This is a genomic window from Micromonospora sp. MGP-C2, from assembly GCF_057766525.1.
In genome coordinates this window covers 5,487,244-5,505,279 of the sequence record NZ_JBYMEN010000002.1, presented here as the reverse complement: position 1 = coordinate 5,505,279, position 18,036 = coordinate 5,487,244, and the positions used below count along the sequence as shown (strand labels likewise).

At 70.3% G+C, this 18,036-nt stretch carries 13 protein-coding genes and 2 tRNA genes; 6 read left to right on the top strand and 9 right to left on the bottom strand.

Annotated features, from left to right (window positions below):
* Nucleotides 1–528: 528 nt before the first annotated feature.
* Entirely contained in the window at nucleotides 529–2,190 is a 1,662-nt protein-coding gene (locus tag AC3CF1_RS25390) for a Na+/H+ antiporter (protein ID WP_488452131.1), read from the top strand.
* 50 nt (nucleotides 2,191–2,240) lie between these two features.
* Here AC3CF1_RS25390 and AC3CF1_RS25385 read toward each other — a convergent pair whose 3' ends face one another.
* Together AC3CF1_RS25385 and AC3CF1_RS25380 are read right to left on the bottom strand one after the other, a co-directional pair.
* A complete protein-coding gene (locus tag AC3CF1_RS25385; RefSeq protein WP_488451425.1) occupies nucleotides 2,241–4,904 on the bottom strand; it encodes a DUF4132 domain-containing protein in 2,664 nt (887 codons plus the stop codon).
* Nucleotides 4,904–5,212 carry a hypothetical protein gene (locus AC3CF1_RS25380; protein ID WP_199177216.1) on the bottom strand — a complete coding sequence of 103 codons (309 nt, stop codon included), beginning with the start codon at nucleotides 5,210–5,212 and terminating at the stop codon, nucleotides 4,904–4,906. Before AC3CF1_RS25380 ends, AC3CF1_RS25385 begins: the two co-directional genes overlap by 1 nt.
* A gap of 209 nt (nucleotides 5,213–5,421) precedes the next feature.
* On the opposite strand from AC3CF1_RS25380, the gene AC3CF1_RS25375 reads away from it, so the two are divergent.
* Complete coding sequence (locus AC3CF1_RS25375) at nucleotides 5,422–7,020, top strand: sigma-70 family RNA polymerase sigma factor (RefSeq protein ID WP_488451424.1); 1,599 nt, start codon at nucleotides 5,422–5,424, stop codon at nucleotides 7,018–7,020.
* 90 nt (nucleotides 7,021–7,110) lie between these two features.
* On the opposite strand, the gene AC3CF1_RS25370 is transcribed toward AC3CF1_RS25375, so the two are convergent.
* Entirely contained in the window at nucleotides 7,111–7,842 is a 732-nt protein-coding gene (locus AC3CF1_RS25370; RefSeq protein WP_488451423.1) for an SDR family oxidoreductase, read from the bottom strand.
* Between the two features lie 103 nt (nucleotides 7,843–7,945).
* Between AC3CF1_RS25370 and AC3CF1_RS25365 the strand changes: the two genes are divergently transcribed.
* Nucleotides 7,946–8,794 (top strand): LysR family transcriptional regulator, encoded by an 849-nt coding sequence (locus AC3CF1_RS25365; protein WP_355159545.1) that lies wholly within the window; start codon nucleotides 7,946–7,948, stop codon nucleotides 8,792–8,794.
* Nucleotides 8,795–8,878: 84 nt separating this feature from the next.
* Here AC3CF1_RS25365 and AC3CF1_RS25360 read toward each other — a convergent pair.
* Nucleotides 8,879–8,954, bottom strand: a tRNA-Lys gene (locus tag AC3CF1_RS25360).
* 188 nt (nucleotides 8,955–9,142) lie between these two features.
* Here AC3CF1_RS25360 and AC3CF1_RS25355 point away from each other — a divergent pair.
* Both AC3CF1_RS25355 and AC3CF1_RS25350 read left to right on the top strand, forming a co-directional pair.
* Nucleotides 9,143–10,414 carry a L,D-transpeptidase gene (locus tag AC3CF1_RS25355; RefSeq protein WP_488451422.1) on the top strand — a complete coding sequence of 424 codons (1,272 nt, stop codon included), beginning with the start codon at nucleotides 9,143–9,145 and terminating at the stop codon, nucleotides 10,412–10,414.
* Nucleotides 10,415–10,664: 250 nt separating this feature from the next.
* On the top strand, nucleotides 10,665–11,954 hold the full coding sequence (locus tag AC3CF1_RS25350) for a L,D-transpeptidase (RefSeq protein ID WP_488451421.1): 1,290 nt from the start codon (nucleotides 10,665–10,667) through the stop codon (nucleotides 11,952–11,954).
* 118 nt (nucleotides 11,955–12,072) lie between these two features.
* Here AC3CF1_RS25350 and AC3CF1_RS25345 read toward each other — a convergent pair.
* Nucleotides 12,073–12,145 (bottom strand) — tRNA-His (locus AC3CF1_RS25345).
* 112 nt (nucleotides 12,146–12,257) lie between these two features.
* Nucleotides 12,258–12,848 (bottom strand): oligoribonuclease, encoded by a 591-nt coding sequence (orn, locus tag AC3CF1_RS25340; RefSeq protein WP_088946475.1) that lies wholly within the window; start codon nucleotides 12,846–12,848, stop codon nucleotides 12,258–12,260.
* Nucleotides 12,849–12,920: 72 nt separating this feature from the next.
* Here orn and AC3CF1_RS25335 point away from each other — a divergent pair, with 72 nt between their 5' ends.
* Nucleotides 12,921–14,210: a glycosyltransferase 87 family protein gene (locus AC3CF1_RS25335; RefSeq protein ID WP_488451420.1), complete on the top strand. Its 1,290-nt coding sequence runs from the start codon at nucleotides 12,921–12,923 to the stop codon at nucleotides 14,208–14,210.
* A 161-nt stretch (nucleotides 14,211–14,371) separates the two neighbouring features.
* On the opposite strand, the gene AC3CF1_RS25330 is transcribed toward AC3CF1_RS25335, so the two are convergent.
* The 3 genes from AC3CF1_RS25330 to AC3CF1_RS25320 form a co-directional block, all read right to left on the bottom strand.
* Nucleotides 14,372–15,397, bottom strand: coding sequence for a hypothetical protein (locus AC3CF1_RS25330; RefSeq protein WP_488452130.1), 1,026 nt, complete (start codon nucleotides 15,395–15,397; stop codon nucleotides 14,372–14,374).
* Nucleotides 15,398–15,546: 149 nt separating this feature from the next.
* Nucleotides 15,547–16,287, bottom strand: a complete 741-nt coding sequence (locus AC3CF1_RS25325; protein WP_488451419.1) for a YcnI family copper-binding membrane protein — start codon at nucleotides 16,285–16,287, stop codon at nucleotides 15,547–15,549.
* A gap of 17 nt (nucleotides 16,288–16,304) precedes the next feature.
* Nucleotides 16,305–17,969: a copper resistance CopC/CopD family protein gene (locus AC3CF1_RS25320; protein ID WP_354981261.1), complete on the bottom strand. Its 1,665-nt coding sequence runs from the start codon at nucleotides 17,967–17,969 to the stop codon at nucleotides 16,305–16,307.
* Between the last annotated feature and the right edge of the window lie 67 nt (nucleotides 17,970–18,036).

The window sequence follows — 18,036 nt, the reverse complement described above, 5'->3', positions numbered from 1 at the left end:
CGGCGTGAGGTCGCGCCCGTCGAGGCGTACCCCGGTCACCTGGACGGTGCCGACGGCGCTGGTCGGCAGCGCGCACGCCGCGTCGGTGGTGTTCGTGACCGTGAGGTCGAGACGGACGTGGTCCCCGGCCCGGTAGTCGGCCTGGCCGGGCCGCAGGGCCAGGCCGAGGCCGCCGTCGGCGGGCGCCGCGGCGGCGCTCACCGCGCCGACCGTCAGGGCGGTCAGCAGTACGGGAAACGTGGCCGCGAGTCGCACCGTCCACCTCATGGTGCGGACTGTAGGGGCGCGACGGCCGGTCTCCGCACGCTCTGTCGGGGACCGGTCCCAGCCGTCGCCGCTGCTGGGCGCGGTGGCCGTGTCCAGCAGTCCGCCAGGCCCGGTTGATCAAGCGGGTACGCTCGTTACCGCTGCATGCTGCGCTGTCCGGCGCCAAAACGGTGCCGAACGGCCGGCTCGGCCGCGAGCCGCAGTGGATCCGAGGAACCTCGCGCCGCTCCAGGGGGAAGCAACCAGGTGAGCACCCATTCGATGTTGTTGTTCGTGCTCGCCGCTGTCGCGGTCATCGTCGTCGTGCGGTGGGTGGCGGCCCGCACCGGTCTGCCGGCCGCGGCGCTTCTGCCGCTCATCGGCATCGCGTACGCGCTGCTCCCCGGTCCCAACGTCGGCCTTGATCCCGACCTTGTGCTCATGATCGTGCTGCCGCCGTTGCTCTACAGCGCCGCACTGGACTCCTCGCTGTTGGACATCCGCCGGAACCTCCGCATCGTGGTCAGCCTGTCCGTGGTGCTGGTGCTCCTCACCGGGGTGCTGGTCGGCATCGGGTTCCACCTGTTCGTCGCCGGGGCGACGCTCGCTGCCGGGATCGCGGTCGGCGCCGCCATCGCGCCGCCCGACCCGGTGGCCGCCCTGGCGGTGGGCCGCCGGGTCAACCTGCCACCGAAAATGGTCACGATCATTCAGGGCGAGGGGCTGCTCAACGACGCCACCGCGCTGACGATGCTCAGCGTCGCGGTGGCCGCCGCCGTGGGTGGCGAGTTCTCCTTCCCGTCCGCCGTTGGCCAGTTCGTGCTGGCGGCGGTCGGCGGGGTCGCCGTGGGAGCGGCCGTCGCCTGGCTGGTACGTATGGCCCGACCGTTCACCGCGGACCCACTGTTGTCGAACGCCATCTCGCTCGCGACACCGTTCGTGGCCTACCTGTTGGGCGAGGAACTGCACGTCTCCGGGGTGCTCGCCGTGGTGATCGCCGGGCTGATCGTCGGCCACAAGACGCCCCAGCTCACCTCTGGCGCCGCTCGGCTGCAGACCAGCGCGGTGTGGCGGCTGGTCGACTTCCTCCTCGAAGGCTTCGTCTTCCTGCTGATCGGCCAGCAGCTTCCCGAAGTCGTCAAGGGCCTGCGTCAGTACGACACGTCGACCATCGTCATCGCCGTCGCGGTGTCGGTCGGCGTGGTGCTCCTGCTGCGCCCCGCGTGGCTGGTGATGACCCAGTCCCTCCCCCGGTCGTTGCACACCCGGCTGGGCGGCATCTCCGAGCAGGACGACCCCGACGAACCCGGGACTGCCCGGCAGATCGAGCGCGCTGACCGCAACGCCCGCCGACTCACCTCCCGTGAAGTGGTGGCACTGAGCTGGTCCGGCACCCGTGGCGTGATCAGCCTCGCCGCGATCTTCACCCTGCCGCTGACCACCAACAGCGGCGCACCCTTTCCCGACCGTGACCTCCTGCTGTTCTGCACCTTCGTGGTAGTCCTGGTGACACTCGTCGGGCAGGGCATGACGTTCGCACCGCTCGTGCGGATGCTGGGCCTGCGCGCCAACGAAACAGACCAGGCCCGCGTACGCAACGAGGCCCGCTCGGCGGCGGTCGAGGCCGCCCTGGCCCGCCTCGACGAGGTTGCCGCCGCGGAGCCGGACAGCGCGGTGGCCGTCAACACCATCCGTACGCAGCTGCTGGCCCGACTGGCGCGCTACCGCGGGCGGCTGGACCTGCTGGAGCAGAGCGGCGCCGAGATGCCCACCTCACCGGAGTACGAGACGGCGCTTCGTGTCCGGCGGACAACCATCGACGCGCAGCGCGAGGAACTCGTGCGCTGGCGCGACTCCGGCCGGCTGCCGGATGAGGAGCTCCGCGTCCTGGAACGTGAACTCGACCACGAGGAGCTGCTGCTCCCGAAGCGGACCTCCAGCTGACCTGCCTCGCCAGTGCGGTGGACCCCACTGGCGAGGCAACGGTCGCTACCTCACCGCGCCAACTGGCGCAGGATCACCGGATCCTTGATCTTCTTGTCGGCGGCCAGCAGCAACGCCTTGCTGATGATTTCGCCGAGCCGGCTGTCGCCCTCGAAGGGCAGGTACATCTCCGGCTGCCTCGCCTTCGCCGAGTCGGGGATGATGCACAGATACCGGTCCTCCGGGGCGATCAGGATGTTGCCCGAGCCGCAGTGGATGCGGTAGGTGTGCAGATCACCCCGCACTTCGAGGAACCGGTCAGTGAAGGTGCACCGGTTGGCGATCGCCAGCCGGGGAACCAGCTCGGCCAGCACCTCCCGGCGAGTCCGGGCGGTCGGGCTGAGGTCGCCGAAGCTGTTCTGCGACCAGTAGTCGCGGTACCGGCCCTGGGGACCACCGTCGTACCAGTTCGGGTCGTTGCCCACCCCGGCCGCGGCAACGAACAGGTCGACGTCGCGCATCACCTCGCTCAGCACGACCGCCGGAACCTCCTCCAGCGGCACCGGCGTGCGTTCCCCCCGGAGGAACACCAGTTGGTCGGTCCCCATCGTGTCGAAGATCAGGTCGTCGCCCTGATCCTCGATCCCGGCGATGTGCAGCACGGCGCGCAGCTCCCAGTCCGGAAGGGCAAGCCAGGGGTCCTGGTAGCTGGCGCCGTCGTTGCGGTGTCGAACGTGCGACCAGCCGCGCCGGGACAGCAGCGCGATGAGACGGTGCTGGCGCACGATGTGCGCGGCGAAGCGGTTGGAGTACGTGCCGGTGGCCCGCTCCGCGTCGGTCAGGAGGTACTGCTCGCGGTGCGCCTGCTTGAACGGCTGGGTGATCGTGTGCCGGGCCAGGAAGTCCCGCCAGGCCAGGACCGTGGTCGGATCGTCGACCGGGTGCCACAGCCGCACCGTGGCGTCGCCAGCGGGCTCGAACACCGTGCCGTCCACGGTCCGCAGGGCGTCGGAGCCCCAGCAGCAGGCAACGCCGTCGACGGTCCAGATCAGCCGTCGGGCCAGGGTCCGGGCCAGCGGGTGGTCCAGGAACCGTTCCCGCCACTGCTCGACGGTCCACGCGCGGTCGCGCCGCAGCAGCCCCTCCAGGCGGTCGCGGGTCCCGATCAGCGTCGCGCCGATGTCCGCGACTGTCGCCTTCAGCTCCTTCAACTCCTCGCCGTGGTCCTTGCGCACCTGAGCCGGAGGAGCCTTGACCACCTTGCCGTCGGAGTTGCGCCACACCACTGTGGCGTCGACGCCGCGCACCTCGACCTCGTACGAGCTGTCACCCAGCTTGTCCGCGAGTGGCAGCCCGAAGCCGGGCAGCGCCATCTCCTCGACGTCCTCACGGCCGATGCCGAGCGCCTCGGCGTGCTTGGTCAGGCCCTTCTCGACGATGCGGAGTGTGCTCCTGTAGGTCAGCCGCGATGCCAGCCGGGCCAGCTGCGCGAGGGCGGCGGGGTGATCGGTGTCGACGAGCACCGCGACCGCGACGTTCGCCAGCTTCGGGCTCGACGGACCGTGCCCGGGAACCTTGCGGGCGGCCCGTTCCGCGATGTGGCCGAGACTGCGCAGGGTCTCCTCCGACGGCGGGCACATCGCTCGCGCCCAGAGCAGACCCCACAGCACCCCGACGTTGTGCCGGTCGACCAACCGGGGCGGGTAATCGTCGACGTGACCGGGGCAGCACGTGGTCATGCGCAGCGGCAGACTGCGCGGCAGACCCACCAGCGGAAGCCAGTCGTCGAGCCGCTCGGTGAACTCGTCGACGCCGACCGCGTCGAGCAGAACCCGGGCGCTCTTCTGCCAGGCGGCCGTCGGCCGCGCCTTGTCCGCGCCGAGCAGGCAGTGGGCAAGCAACGCCTGCCAACCGGATCGGCGCCCCTCCGGCATCGCCTCGATGTCCGCGACGGCGCGGTCAGCCCACTGCTCACCGACGTTGACGAGGGGCCACATCGCCAGGTCGTCCTCACCCATGAGGGAGTATGCGCGCTCGATCCGCGTCCGACGCCACGTCGCCAGCGCCGCCGGATGCGAACGCCCGGCGAGGTGCTCGGCCTGTAGCGACTCCCGGGTGAAGCTCACCAGCGACGTGCTCCACCGACCGAATCCCAGCCACGCCTGACCGCCCAGCCGGTCCAGCCAGACGGCGCCGTTCAGCCCACCGCCCGAGAGCAGAACACGGATGAACATGGACAGCCCATCCCTGTCCTGCCCGGGCACGACCAACGCGTCGAACACCCTCTGCCGGACCTGCACCGGTTGCGCGGCCAGGATCTGCTCAACCCGCTCCCACACCTCGCGGCAGGCGGCCCCCCATGAGGATTCGCTGGTGATGTTGTGGTGGCGCGGCAGGCTTCCGATCACCGTCATCGCCGCGGCGACACGACGCTCGTGATCCGCCTCGGCGCCGTCCAGGGCCGCGATGGCGGAGCTGAGCAGCCCCGCCTGCCGCGTCGCCTCCGGCAACAACTCGATCTGCGGCGAAGCAAGATCGTAGGGGCCGTTTGGATCGCTGAGCGCGGCGAGCAGCGTCCGGCTCGTGCTGGCCGGCGCCCAGCCGCACACCACGGCCACCTGATCGACGAAGTCCCGCCGACCATGTGCGTTGAGAGTGTTCTCGCTCCGCTCGCACCATCCCCTGACGGTGTCCACCACGTCGCGCAGTGCCAGCTCCGGATCGAACGTGTCCATCAGCCACCCACCAGCGGGACGAGCTTGAGGAACGTGACGCGGGAGCCCGCGTGCAGGTGGACCTTGTCGTCCAGGCTGGTGACCTGACGGTCGTCGACCAGCACCACGAAACCGTTGCGGCCGAACGCCTCAAGCGTCGCCCGGGTCCGTTCCTCCGGATCGACGCCCGCGCCGGACTCGGCGACTTCCAGGACCACTCGCCGGCGGATCAGCTCGTCGAGACGGACTGTCTCGTCGAAGATTTCCATTGTCCACTCGGCAACGCTCGGCCCACCGGTCGCTTCATCGGCGATTGTGATCATCGGCATGGCGGAGACCGTAGCGTGGACCCCGGACATGCTGTGTGGCGCGGAAGCGATCAGCGCCGCGACCTGGAACGCCTGTCGTTGGCCGACCGTCGGAGCCCCGTACCGTCAGGGCGTTTCGACGGTGACGACGCCAGTTTGTGTGACCTGGACGGGTGCCAACCAATCTCCCACGGTGTACGGCGATTTTTCGTGAAGGCGAGGTTGTGAGCGTGACCGATCACGCGTACCCGAACAGGACTGACCTGTCGGCGGTGGTGGACGCGGCACGCCGCGGGGACCAGGCGGCGATGGACGAGCTGGTCTCGCACTATCTGCCACTGGTGTACAACATCGTGGGTCGGGCACTGAACCGATCAGCGGATGTCGACGACGTGGTGCAGAACACGATGTTGAGCGTCGTGCGAGGGCTGGCGGGCGTACGCGACCCGGGTGTCTTCCGGTCGTGGCTGGTGGCCGTCACCATGAACGAGGTCCGTGCCCACCAACAGTTCCGGCACACCACACCGGCACCGCCGGAGGACATCGACAACCTGATCGACCCGGGTTCCGACTTCGAGGACCTGACCCTCACCCAGCTTCGCCTGTCCGATCAGCGCCGCGAGGTCGCCCTTGCCACGCGCTGGCTGGACGACGACCACCGCCACCTGCTGTCCCTGTGGTGGCTGGCCGAGGCCGGTCACCTCTCCCGCGCCGACCTGGCCGAGGCCCTGCAACTGGACCCACATCACGTGACCGTCCGCGTGGCCCGCATGAAGGCGCAATTGGACACCGCTCGGCTGGTGGTGCGAGCCCTCACCACGCGACCCGGCTGCGGCGGCCTGCTCGACATGGCGTCCGACTGGGACGGCCGACCGGCGCCGCTGTGGCGCAAGCGGCTGGCGCGACACATTCGGACCTGCGCGCACTGCCCGGATGCCACGTTCGATCTGGTACCGGCCGAGCGGCTGCTGGCCGGCATGGCGCTCACGCCGTTCCCGCCCGACCTCGCCTCCCGCGTCACACATCAGGTGCACGGCATCACCGGCGCGCAGCAGGGCATCTCGTCGGCGGGCGCGTCACACGGCGTCGCCTCGGCGGGCCCGTCACAGAGCTTCGCGTCGGCGGGCGCGCGCGCGAAGATCGTCGGGTTGCCGCAGCGGGCCCGCGTCGCGGTCCTGTCCCTGCCCAAGGCCCTGGTCGGCGCGTTCGCGGCCGTCGCCCTGGTCGGAGGGGCGGGGATCGTCGTCGCCGGTTACAAGGCCGGGCCGAGCCAGCAGCCGGCGAGCGTGACAGCCGCCCAGCCCTCGACCGCGATCACCGAATCCGCCTCCGAGACCCCCGGGTCCGCACTCGATTCACCTTCCCCGACGGCGCTCGACGCGTCCCCGACCACCTCGCGCTCGGCCTCCGCCCCCACCAGGTCACCGGCGCCAACCAAGTCACCGACCAGGCCGCCGACTCCGACCAGGTCGCCGGCCAAGCCTGCCAGCACGTCCACCGGCGTGTCTGCCGCGGAACAGCGTCTGCTGGTGCTGCTCAACGAGCGGCGCCGCGCGCTCGGGCTGCCCGCTGTCGAGCTGCGCACAACGGAGCAACGCGCCGCGGAAACCTGCGTGAAGCAGAACCTGGATACGGGCGCCTTCGAGCACTGCGGCCATGAGGTTCTGTGGGCGTCCTCGGGCAACTCATCCCCCGAGCAGATGATCAACGCCTGGTTCAACAGTCCCGGGCACAAGCAGGCACTGACCTACGCCAGCTCCCGTTTCGCCGGCCCCGCCATCGTCTTCAACGGCACCCGTCAGATCGCTGCCATCAACATCGATTACTGAAACTCTCCGCAGGTGAGAGTGGCGCAGCGTCGACTGCGCGCCCGGCCCGACGCCGATCGGCGTCGGGCCGGGCGTGAGAGCCGCGAGCCGTCACCAGGGCACCACACCGGCGTCCTCGAAAAAGCCGCCGGTGGGGCCCCCGTCGGGCAGTGTGGCCAGGCGGATGGCGGTCGCCGCGCCCTCCTGGGGAGTACGAACGCCACGGAAGCCGTTGAGGTCGGTGGCGACGAAGCCCGGGCAGGCGCAGTTGATGAGGATCTTCGTGTCCGCGAGTTCCCGGACGTACTGAAGGGTCACCGCGTTCAGGAACGACTTTGAGGGCGCGTAGGCCACAGAGACCGGACCTGTGGTGGTGTCCCCGTCGGGGCCAGACTGCCGGGTCAGAGAACCGACGCCGCTGGACATGTTCACGATGCGCGGTGAGGTCGAGCGGCCGAGCAACGGCAGCATCGCGTTCGTCACCCGGATGACGCCGATGACGTTGGTCTCCACCACAGTGCGGAGGACGGCCAGATCGGCACTGCTCGGCTGCTGCTGTCCGCCACCGGTGATCGCGGCGTTGTTGACCAGGGCATCGAGGCGTCCGGCGTGTTCGGCGATCAGATCGGCTGCGGCGGCGACACTGCGGTCGTCGGTGACATCCAACGGGACACCGAAGGCGTCGACGCCGGAGTCCCGCAGTCGTGCCACCGCCGTGTCCCGCCGGGCCTGGTCGCGCGCGCCGACACCCACGCTCCAGCCCAGCGCACCCAGGCCTGCCGCAATCTCGTACCCGATGCCCTTGTTGGCCCCGGTGACCAGGGCAATCTTCTTGTCACTCATGTCTTCGACTGTGGGTCACGGCCCGCGAGTCGTCCAAGACCACCTGAGTCATGGGCGATACCCGGAAGGTATCGCCGCCTCCGTTGCGGGCTAGGCTGGACACGTGGAGACACGAGAGCTGCGGTACTTCGTCGCCGTGGCCGAGGAACTGCACTTCGGCCGCGCGGCGCAACGCCTGGGCATGGCCCAGCCGCCATTGTCGCGGGCGATCAGTCAGCTCGAACGCCGTCTGGGTGCCGCCCTGCTGAAGCGTGACAGTCGCTCGGTGACCCTGACCGAAGCCGGTGCGGTCCTGCTGCACGAGGGACGAGCAGCGCTGGACGCTGTGGAAGCTGCCGAACATCGCGCCCGACGCGCAGCTCTCTCCGTCACCGGTCACCCCAGCGTCGTCCTGGCGACCAAGGCCGGAGCATCCAGCGAGTTGCTCGCGAAGCTGCTGCACGCCTACTCCACCGAACCCGGATCGGTCGACGTCGACGTGGTGCTGTGCGGCCCCGGCGAACAGGAACGACTGTTGCGGACCGGCCGTGCCGACGTCGCGATCCTTCACCACCCGTTCGACGACCTGACGGGGCTCGACACCGAGGAACTGCTCACCGAGGGCCAGGTCGCCATCCTCCCGGCCGGCCATCCCCTCACCACTCGCGAGAGTGTGCAGCTGAGCGAGGTGACCGAGCTGCCGGACCTGCCTCTACCGCGCTGGCCGGCGCATGACGGCACCTATCCCGACGGCCCCGGTCCTGAGGCCCAGAGCCACTCCCAGCTTTTCCAGCTCACCGCCCTTGGCCGGACCTTGCTGGTCGTGCCCGAGTCCGCCCGATCCCAGCTGAACGACGATCTCGTCGCCGTGCCGATCGTGGACGCGCCGGAAGTCACCACGGTCATCGCCTGGCCTCCGCACAGCCGTTCCCGAGCTGTCGCCGATCTTGTCAGGGCCGCACTCCGCCTCTAGCCGCCGGCATCACGCCTCGTCGCACCGGCGTACGCGAAAAAGGCCCTGACCGGCAGGGATCTGCCAGGTCAGGACCTTCATCGTTGGTGCGCCGCCAGGGACTCGAACCCCGAACCCGCGGATTAAGAGTCCGCTGCTCTGCCAGTTGAGCTAGCGGCGCTCGTTCGGCAACGGAGAGAACATTAGCACCCCCGAAACCCGGGCTCCAATCCGGTTACCGGGCTCCCCCCTTCGGTCGAGCTTTGCCGGCAAAAAGCACCAAACCGCCCAGCCGGCTCAAGGCAGGGGCGTGGGTTGCGGCGTCGATGCGGCACGATGTCCGCCAGGTACGCGAGAACAGAGGTGGGGATGACACGGTTCACGCGAGCCGGGGCGGTGGTGGGCGCTCTGGCTCTGGTGGCGTCGCTGGCACTGACCGGGTGCGGCGACGAGAAGAAGCCGGAATTCGTTGGCGGGACGTCGCCGGCGGGCGCGGGTGCCGAAGCTGGCTCGTCCGCGCCCTCGGCACCGGCAACCCCGAGCGCGCCGAGCGGACCGACACTCACGCTGAGCCCGGCGGACGGCACGAAGGACCGGCCGGTGAGCACGGAGATCAGCGCGAAGCTCCCGAACGGCGGGAAGGTGTCCGCGGTCACGCTGACGGCGGATGGTGGGGGCTCGGTGGAGGGCAAGCTGCGCACCGACGGTTCGGCCTGGGTGCCGTCCGCCCCGCTGAAGTTCGGCACCCGCTACACCGCCACTGTGACGGCGAACGGGTCCGACGGCACGAGCAGCCAGGGCACCAGCAGCTTCACCACGATGGCCAAGCCGAAGTCGACCATCGGGTCCGGCCTGTATCTCTTCGACGACAAGAGCTACGGGGTGGCCATGCCGGTGGTCACCGAGTTCCACCCGGGCATCCCGAAGAAGGACCGGGCGGCGGTGCAGAAGCGGATGTTCGTCCGCACCGACCCGCCGCAGCCAGGGGCATGGCACTGGGTCGACAACGGCACGCAGGCCTACTACCGGGCCCCGGAGTACTGGAAGCCCGGCACGACCATCACCGTACGGATCGCCCTGGCCGGGATGCCGCTGAGCAACGGCAAGTACGGCGACATGGACCGTAAGGCGACCGCGAAGATCGGCCGGTCGTTCGAGATGAAGGTCGACAACGCCAACAAGAAGATGCTGGTGTACGAGAACGGCGCGCTGGTGCGCACCATCCCGGTGAGCCTGGGCAAGAAGAGCACGCCGTCGTCCAGCGGCACCATGGTCGTAATGGAGAAGAAGGAAGCCACGACCTTCGACACCCGCGACGACCCGGACCCGGCCAACCGCTACGTCACCGACATCCAGTTCGCCCAGCGGCTCACCTGGGGTGGCGAGTACATCCACGCCGCACCCTGGTCGGAGCACGTGCAGGGGCGGCAGAACGTCTCGCACGGCTGCGTGAACGTGTCGATGGTGAACGCCCGGTGGTTGTTCGACAAGACGCGGATCGGTGACCCGATCACGGTGAAGGGCACCGAGCGCAAGATCGCCGCCGGCAACGGCTGGACGGCGTGGAGCCTGAGCTGGTCGGCGTTCATCAAGGGCAGCGCACTACCCGTACCCAAGGGTGGGGCCGGCCCGGCGCTCTGAGCCGCCCGGCATCGATGCGCCGGCCCTGCCGATGGCCGGGCCGGCGCGTACCCTTGCATTCCCGCGCTGCGACGACGCCGCGGCGACCCCTCAGTCCCGGTACGGAGACGAGTCAGGCTCACGAAACGCCGGATAGTAGCAAAAATCCGGCAGCATCGTCGGCGTGTTTCGGTTCACCCTCGGCAACCGGGGCCGGCTCTGGCGCGTCAGTAGGAGACGATGGGGCAGCGACCACGACTGTGAGGGAATCATGCGAGCTAGCCAGGACCAGCTGATCAGGCGCGGTGGGCGACGCCGCGTGTTCGCGGCAGGGCTCCTCGCCGTGGCGCTGGCCTTCACCTCCGCCTGCACCGACGGCGACGGCGGCAAGCCGTCCTCCTGGCAGGGCGGCGACGAGGCGCCGGCACCGAAGGCGGCGGCGACCATCAGCGAACCGGCGGCCGATGCCAAGGACGTGCCAGCGTCCACCGGCATCACCTTCACCACCAAGGACGCCGTGAAGACCGCTGTCGAGCTGAAGGACGCGGCCGGCAAGGCCGTCGAGGGCACCCTCGCGGCGGATGGCAAGACGTGGTTGCCGGCCGGCGCGCTGGAGTACGGCACGGCCTACACGGCGACCGTCACCGCTACCGGCGACGACGACCGTCCGGCCACCGCGACCAGCACCTTCACCACGATGGCCAAGCCGAACAACCAGGTACGGGTGACCAGCTTCCTCGGCGACAACCAGGTGGTCGGGGTCGGCATGCCGCTGATCGTGAAGTTCAGCCGGAACATCCCGGAGGACTACCGCGACGACGTGCAGCGCCGGATGACGGTGACGTCGACGCCGGCGCAGGAGGGCATCTGGCACTGGGTCAGCCCCACCGAAATCCGCTACCGGCCGAAGGAGTTCTGGAAGGCCGACAGCAAGATCTCCTACCGGGTGCAGGCCGGCGGTCTGCCGATGGGCGAGGGCTGGTACGGCCGCGCCGACCTCAGCGTGGACGTCAAGATCGGCGCTGCGACGGTCATGACGGTGGACAACAAGACCAAGCGGATGACGGTGACCCGCAACGGCTCCGTGATCAAGACCATCCCGGTCAGCCTGGGCAAGAAGAGCACCCCGTCGTCCAGCGGCACCATGGTCGTGATCGAGAAGCTGCGCAAGACGGTCTTCGACACGTTCGAGGAGCTGGGCCCGGAAGAGGGCTACCGCACCAAGATTGACTTTGCGCAGCGCCTCACCTGGGGCGGGGAGTTCATCCACGCGGCGCCCTGGTCCGAGGGCCAGCAGGGCAGCGTGAACGTCTCGCACGGTTGCGTGAACGTGTCGATGGCCAACGGCGACTGGCTGTTCAAGAACACCCAGATCGGTGACCCGATCACGGTCAAGGGCACCGAGCGCAAGCTGCAGAACGGCAACGGCTGGACCGACTGGAACATGAGCTGGGACGAGTACGTCAAGGGCAGCGCCCTGCCGTACGAGCCTCCCGCGGACCCGGACGCCACGCCGACGCCGGACGGCGCGGTCACCCCGACCCCCACGCCGACCGCCTGACCCGACCGACGGAAGCCCTCTCCCACGCGGAGAGGGCTTCGTCGTGGATGCCCCTATCGGGCCCCTGGAACGACTCAGGCCCCCTCCGAGGAGGGGGCCTGAGCAGCACAACCAACTGGGTGACTGATGGGAATTGAACCCACGACAACCGGGACCACAACCCGGTGCTCTGCCAACTGAGCTACAGCCACCACGCCGCCGTCGCCCGGTCGATAGCCCCGGGCGGGGTGCGGACCGATGATAGCCACATCGCGGCGTGCCTCGTCCAGCGGGTTCCCCGGTCCCCGTACGAGCCGCCGCGGGTCAGAGTTCGGCGGCGATCGCCTTGGCCGTCTCGACGTCCGGGCCGGGCAGCGGCACGAAGACCGTACGCCGGTAGTACTCCAACTCCCGGATGCTCTCCCGGATGTCGGCCAGCGCCCGGTGCGCGAGGCCCTTCTGCGGCTGGCCGAAGTACACCCGCGGGTACCAACGGCGGCAGAGTTCCTTGATCGACGACACGTCGATCAGCCGGTAGTGCAGGTGCGCGTCGAGTCGGGGCATGTCCCGGGCGATGAAGCCCCGGTCGGTGGCGATCGAGTTGCCACACAACGGCGCCGTACGCGGATCCTTGACGAAGGTCCGGACGTAGTCCAGGACCAGGTCCTCCGCCTCGGCGAGGGTGACCGCCGAGCGGCGGACCTCCTCGGTGAGGCCGGACTTGGCGTGCATCGTCTGGACGATCTCCGGCATCGCCTCCAATGCCGCCTCATCGGCGTGGATCACCACGTCGACACCGTCACCCAGCACATTGAGGTCGGGATCGGTGACCAGTGCCGCAACCTCGATCAGTTTGTCCCTGCCAAGGTCCAACCCGGTCATTTCACAGTCGATCCAGACAAGGAGATCAGCCACCGGGACAGCCTACGCGCAGCCCACGACCCGCGGCTGCGCGCTCTCGGCCGACCGGACCGCTAGGGTTTCGGGGTGCCAGCAGAACCCGTCGCACCGCCCGCCGTCACGGACGACGATCCCGGCGGCCGTACGGTCCGTCGCCTGGTCGCGGTGGTGGCTCTTGTCGCCGTGCTGCCGGCGCTCTACCTGCGCGGCCTCGTGCACAACTTCTTCGACCTCAAGATTTACATGTCGGCCATGGATTGGTGGCGCGTCGGCCACCCGCTCTACGACTACGTCCAACCCGACCGGGTGCAGGGCGAGCTGTACTTCACGTACCCGCCGTTCAGCGCGCTGCTGCTGTGGCCGTTCGGTCTGCTGCGACTCGGCGCCACCGTGACGATCTTCACGGTGCTCACGGTGGCGGCCGTGGTGCTGACCACCCGGTGGGTGGTGATGCCGCTCATCGACCGGCACCACCTGCCGCGAACGTTCACCCTGGTCGTCGCCGTGCTGCTGGTGCTGGCGGTGGAGAGCACCCGCGAGACGATCACCTTCGGTCAGATCAACATGCTGCTGGTCGTACTGATCCTGGCCGATCTGCTGTACGCGGTGCCGCAGGCGCGACGCTGGGCCGGGGTGGGCGTGGGGCTGGCGACGGCACTCAAGCTCTTTCCCGGCATCTTCATCGTGTACCTGTTGGCCACCCGGCGGTGGCGGGCCGCGGCGGTGGCCAGCGCGACCGCGGCGGCGGCGACCCTGCTCGCGGCGGCGATCGCCCCGAGCGACTCGTGGCGGTTCTGGACGCACGAACTGTGGGCCACCGATCGGGTGGGGCGCACCGACTACGTCGGCAACCAGTCGCTGTTCGGCCTGCTCAGCCGGTTCACCGCGCCGGCGAAGCCGGACCAGCTGCTCTGGCTGCTGTTGGTCGCCGTGGTCGCCGTCTACGGGCTGTGGCGGGCCGCCCGCGCTGCGCGGGCCGGTGACGCGTTGACGGGCCTGACGCTGACCGGGCTGGTCGGCTCGCTGGTCAGCCCGATCACCTGGACCCACCACATCTACTGGTTCGTTCCGGCGGTGGTGCTGCTCGCGGACGCGGCGTTGAGTGCCGACCGGCCGGACGAGGCACGCCGGCGTCGGTGGCTGGCCGGGCTCGCGCTGGGCATCACCGCTGTGGTCGTCTATGGCGTGGTGACGTTCCAGGCCTGGGGCGTGGAACCGGTCCGCACCGAGAACCCGGCGGACTTCGTCGTGCAGAACGCCTACGTGCTGATCAGCGTGCTGCTGCTGGTGGTCCTGCCGGTGCCCGCGCGGCGCGCTGAGGAAGACTCAGGCCACCGCGAGGAAAAATCGCGCCAAATGGACAGATCTCCCCAGTAGCCGCCATCAGCGCTAATCTGACCTCATCTACCTCAAGCGTCGCTCAGGTAGCACCGATCCCCCGGTGAGGGTGGCCCTCCGCGTCGGCAGCGCGGAGGGCCACTCGCCATTTCGTCCCCCGCCGGCCAGGCCACCACCAGCGGATGCCACCGGCCGCATAATCACCGACCGGCCACCGGCGGGGCATCCACCGGCCGGGTCGCCACCGGCGGAACCTCCACCGGCTGGTCCGTGGCCTCCGTACCGGCCGGTGGCCACGCGAGACTCAGCGTCACCTCCGGTGGGCGCGGCAACCGGGCCGGTTCGTCCAGGTCGGCGAGGGTGACCGGCCGGGACGGTTCGGTGCCGATCGCCGAGCGGAGCCGCTCTCCCGCACCCGAGCCGACAGGGGTGAGCTGCCGGACGGCCGGCAACGGCGGGGTCGAGCCCGGCTCCCGGGAGCCCAGGCCACTCAGCGAGGTGACACCGAGCCGGCCGGCGAGCACCGGCACCTGATCCGGCTCGACCACGAAGATCACTTCACGCGGGCGCAGCGGCCGCAGCAGGAGCAGCACCGCACACACCACCAGCAGTACGCCCACGGCCAGCAGACCCCAGGTGGCCGGCCCGGTCCACCCGGCCCGCAACTCGGCGCGCAGGTCCAGCGCCAGATCCGCCCTGCCGTCGGGGCGCATCACCACGAGGCTCATCGGCTCACCGGCCAGGTCCCCGACACTCCACTCCAGCGAGCCGATCCCCTCGCGTACCCAGAAGGGCCGCCCCAGCGGCGTGACCGCCTCAGCTGCGGTCGGGGTGCCCACGGCCGGACCGGCCGCGTCCAGCCGGACCGGCAGCGGGCCCTGGGCCAGCGCCACCCGGCGAACCGAGGCGTGCGGTGCCGACTCCAGCCAGCGGCGTACCTCAGCGGTGGGCGCCAGCCCGACGAAGGCCGGGCCGTCCGCGGTGCGGGCGTCCAGTCGCAGCCGGGTCTGCGCGGTCCGCGCGAACGGCGCCTCCTGCCGCAGCAACCGGTCGAGGTCGCTGACCACGACCGCGTGACCGGGCGTGCGGACCGTTTCGAAGCGGGCGGCGAAGGCTCCGTCGGGGTCGGCGTGGCGGGTCACCAGCCACAGCGCGCCTCCGGCGAACAACGCCGGAATCCCCACGACCAACAGCAGCACTCCGGCGATCATCCGCACGAACCGCATCCGCACCGTCCCCCTCCGTAGCCAATTACCCGGCCGACCTTACCGACGCAGACCGTCTGATCAGCGGATATCCACGGCACGGGCGGTGCCGACTCCAGAAAGCGCACTGGCCCGCCGGATGGTCCGGCGGGCCAGCGGTGTGACGGGGGTCAGGACTTGGCGACCGGCTCCCGACGGGTCCGCGTGAACGCCAACCCGCCCAGCACCAGGCCGGCCAGACCAGCGACGAGACCGGCCACACCGAGGCCGACCGCGAGGCCGTTGCCGTCCTCGTCGTCGTCGTCATCGTCGCGTGCCGCGACGGCGGCTGCGGAGGCCGGTGCGGCCGAACCACCCGGCGCGGCGGCGGTCAGGGTGAGCACCGGAGCCGGGCTCTCGGGCTCCTCGGCACCCGGCGCCGGCGGGTCGATCCAGCGCGAGATGTTGCCGTCCGAGTAGGTCTGGAGGACCTTGAAGACCATCGAGTCGACCTGAGGCAGCGGCCCCATCGAGACGGGGAACTCCTGGAACTGACCCGGCTTCACCGCCGCGTCACCGGTGGCCGTCCAGGTGATCTTGGAAACCGCCTCGGTGATCGGGCTGCCGTGCACCTCGATCGGCGGGTCGACCTTGCGCTTCTCCATGGCCACCGTCCAGCCGGGCACCGGCATGAACGACACCGAGCCGACCGGGGCGTTCTCCGGGAGGACCACCTCGAGCTTCGTGGTGGAGGCGGTGTCACTCTCGTTCGGCACCCGGAACGCCACCCGGGCGTAGCCACCCTGAGTCGCCTCCTTCGGGTTCACCGTCACGTGGGCGGACGCCGGTCCGGCGAAGCCGAGCACAGCGGTGGCGGCGGCGGTGAACGCCAGTGCGGCAGCGGCGGTTGCGGTACGCCGGATTCGGGTCATGGGTTTCGCGGACCTCTCTAACGGATCGGCACGGTGGCGGTCACCGTGGCCTGGTCGATGTCGGTCGTTCGGGCGGTGATCTTCAGTTGCCAGTCGCCGGCTGCGGGCAGGCTGATGTCGCCGTAGGCGTGGTTGTCCGTCAACGGCAGCAGCGGGACGTCGATCGGTTCGATCCCGGCCGAGGGCAGCGCGGCGGTCGCCTTCCACTCCACGACCGGCAGCGGCAGGTTGTCCTTGCCGTACGCGTACAGGTGCACCGAGTTGTTGCCCCGCTGGGCCGGGCTCACCTCGATCTGCATCTCGTAGAGCGGGCTGGACAGCCTGGTGCTGAACAGGCCGGCCTCGGTGCTGGACGGCCCGGCGACGGCGGTGCGGGCGGGCGTGGTCTGCACGAGCGTGGCGGACAGGCCCAGCACCACCACGGTGACGGCCAACTCCACCCAGACCGCCCGGCGTACCGGCGCCGGTCGCTGCGCGGCGACACGGCGGCGGACCAACTGTCGGGAGTACGCGGCCACGGCGATCACCAGCGCGAACAGCCCGATCTTGGCGAGCAGCAGGCGCCCGTAGGTGGTGTCGAACAGCGCCTGCGGGGTGGCCACCTCGATCAGCGCCTGGACGGTGCCGGCCAGCAGCAGCGCCGACACGGCGAGCGCCGCCCAGCGCGACCAGATCGGCAGGATCGCGCTCAACTCCCGCTCGTCGGCCTGGCGCAGCAGGAAGCCGGCGAGCATGAGCAGACCGCCCAGCCAGACGGCCATGCTGCCCAGGTGCACCGCGTCGACCACCACGGAGACCGCCGGCGCCGGGGAGGCGGCCGGGTGCCCGGCCAGGGGCCAGGTCAGCAGGGTGGCGCCGCCGAGCACGGCCAGGATGATCGCGTCGGCGCGGCCGGTCGGTCGGGCCAGCAGCGGCCGGAGCAGGAAGACGGACGCCGCCAGCAGACCGAGTCGGACCAGGTGGGCGGCGCCGAAGGCGCTGCCGAACACGCTGCCGAAACCCTCGCCGGTGACGTCGAAGAGGCCGCCGCCGGCGGTGTAGGGCACCTGCAACCACAGGTCGGCGAGGGTGGCGACGGCCACCAGACCCAGGCCGGTCCACGCCAGGCGGGTCGGCCCCCGGCGGGAGAGCCGTCGGGGCCAGAGCGCGGCGAGCACCAGCGCCGGCCCGACCAGCAGCACCAGGCCGGCGTAGCCGAGGAAGCGGGCCACCTTCACCGCCGCACCCACCACGGGGTTGGCGCGGCTGTCCGAGCCGGAGTCGACGGGTGGCGTCGAGGGTGCGCCGACCGAGTAGGTGAACGCCCCGGAGACCGGGTGGCTGTCGGCGGAGATCACCCGGAAGCTGACCAGGTAGGTGCCTCGGCCCCCGGCCGGGTCCACCGGAATGGTCACGACACCGCCGGCGAAGGACGGCTCACCCCGGTCGGCCCGGGCCCCGTCGGGCGCGATGACCCGGATCTTGCCGGGAACCTTGCGGACCGACTCGCTGAACGTCAGCACCACCTCGGACGGCCCGCTCGGCACGATGGAGGAGGCGGCCGGGCTGCTGCTCTCCAGCACCGCGTGGGCGCTCGCGGAGGTGGCCGGCGCGATCAACAGGGCGACGACGGTGACCAGCAGGCCGGCGGCTGCGGCCAGCCGGGCGAACCAGCGGCGGGGGGCGACAGTCATGCCAGCCATGGTCGCCGACCGGTGTGGATCTCGGCGACCCGAGTCGGGCGAAGGGCTCAACTCTGCTCAGCCGCCA

Bases quoted from the DNA above. Each gene is read 5' to 3' on its own strand.
- AC3CF1_RS25390 (WP_488452131.1), top strand. From the start codon at position 529: ATGTTGTTGTTCGTGCTCGCCGCTGTCGCGGTCATCGTCGTCGTGCGG.
- AC3CF1_RS25385 (WP_488451425.1), bottom strand. From the start codon at position 4,904: ATGGACACGTTCGATCCGGAGCTGGCACTGCGCGACGTGGTGGACACC.
- AC3CF1_RS25380 (WP_199177216.1), bottom strand. From the start codon at position 5,212: ATGCCGATGATCACAATCGCCGATGAAGCGACCGGTGGGCCGAGCGTT.
- AC3CF1_RS25370 (WP_488451423.1), bottom strand. From the start codon at position 7,842: ATGAGTGACAAGAAGATTGCCCTGGTCACCGGGGCCAACAAGGGCATC.
- AC3CF1_RS25355 (WP_488451422.1), top strand. From the start codon at position 9,143: ATGACACGGTTCACGCGAGCCGGGGCGGTGGTGGGCGCTCTGGCTCTG.
- AC3CF1_RS25350 (WP_488451421.1), top strand. From the start codon at position 10,665: ATGCGAGCTAGCCAGGACCAGCTGATCAGGCGCGGTGGGCGACGCCGC.
- AC3CF1_RS25330 (WP_488452130.1), bottom strand. From the start codon at position 15,397: ATGCGGTTCGTGCGGATGATCGCCGGAGTGCTGCTGTTGGTCGTGGGG.
- AC3CF1_RS25325 (WP_488451419.1), bottom strand. From the start codon at position 16,287: ATGACCCGAATCCGGCGTACCGCAACCGCCGCTGCCGCACTGGCGTTC.
- AC3CF1_RS25320 (WP_354981261.1), bottom strand. From the start codon at position 17,969: ATGGCTGGCATGACTGTCGCCCCCCGCCGCTGGTTCGCCCGGCTGGCC.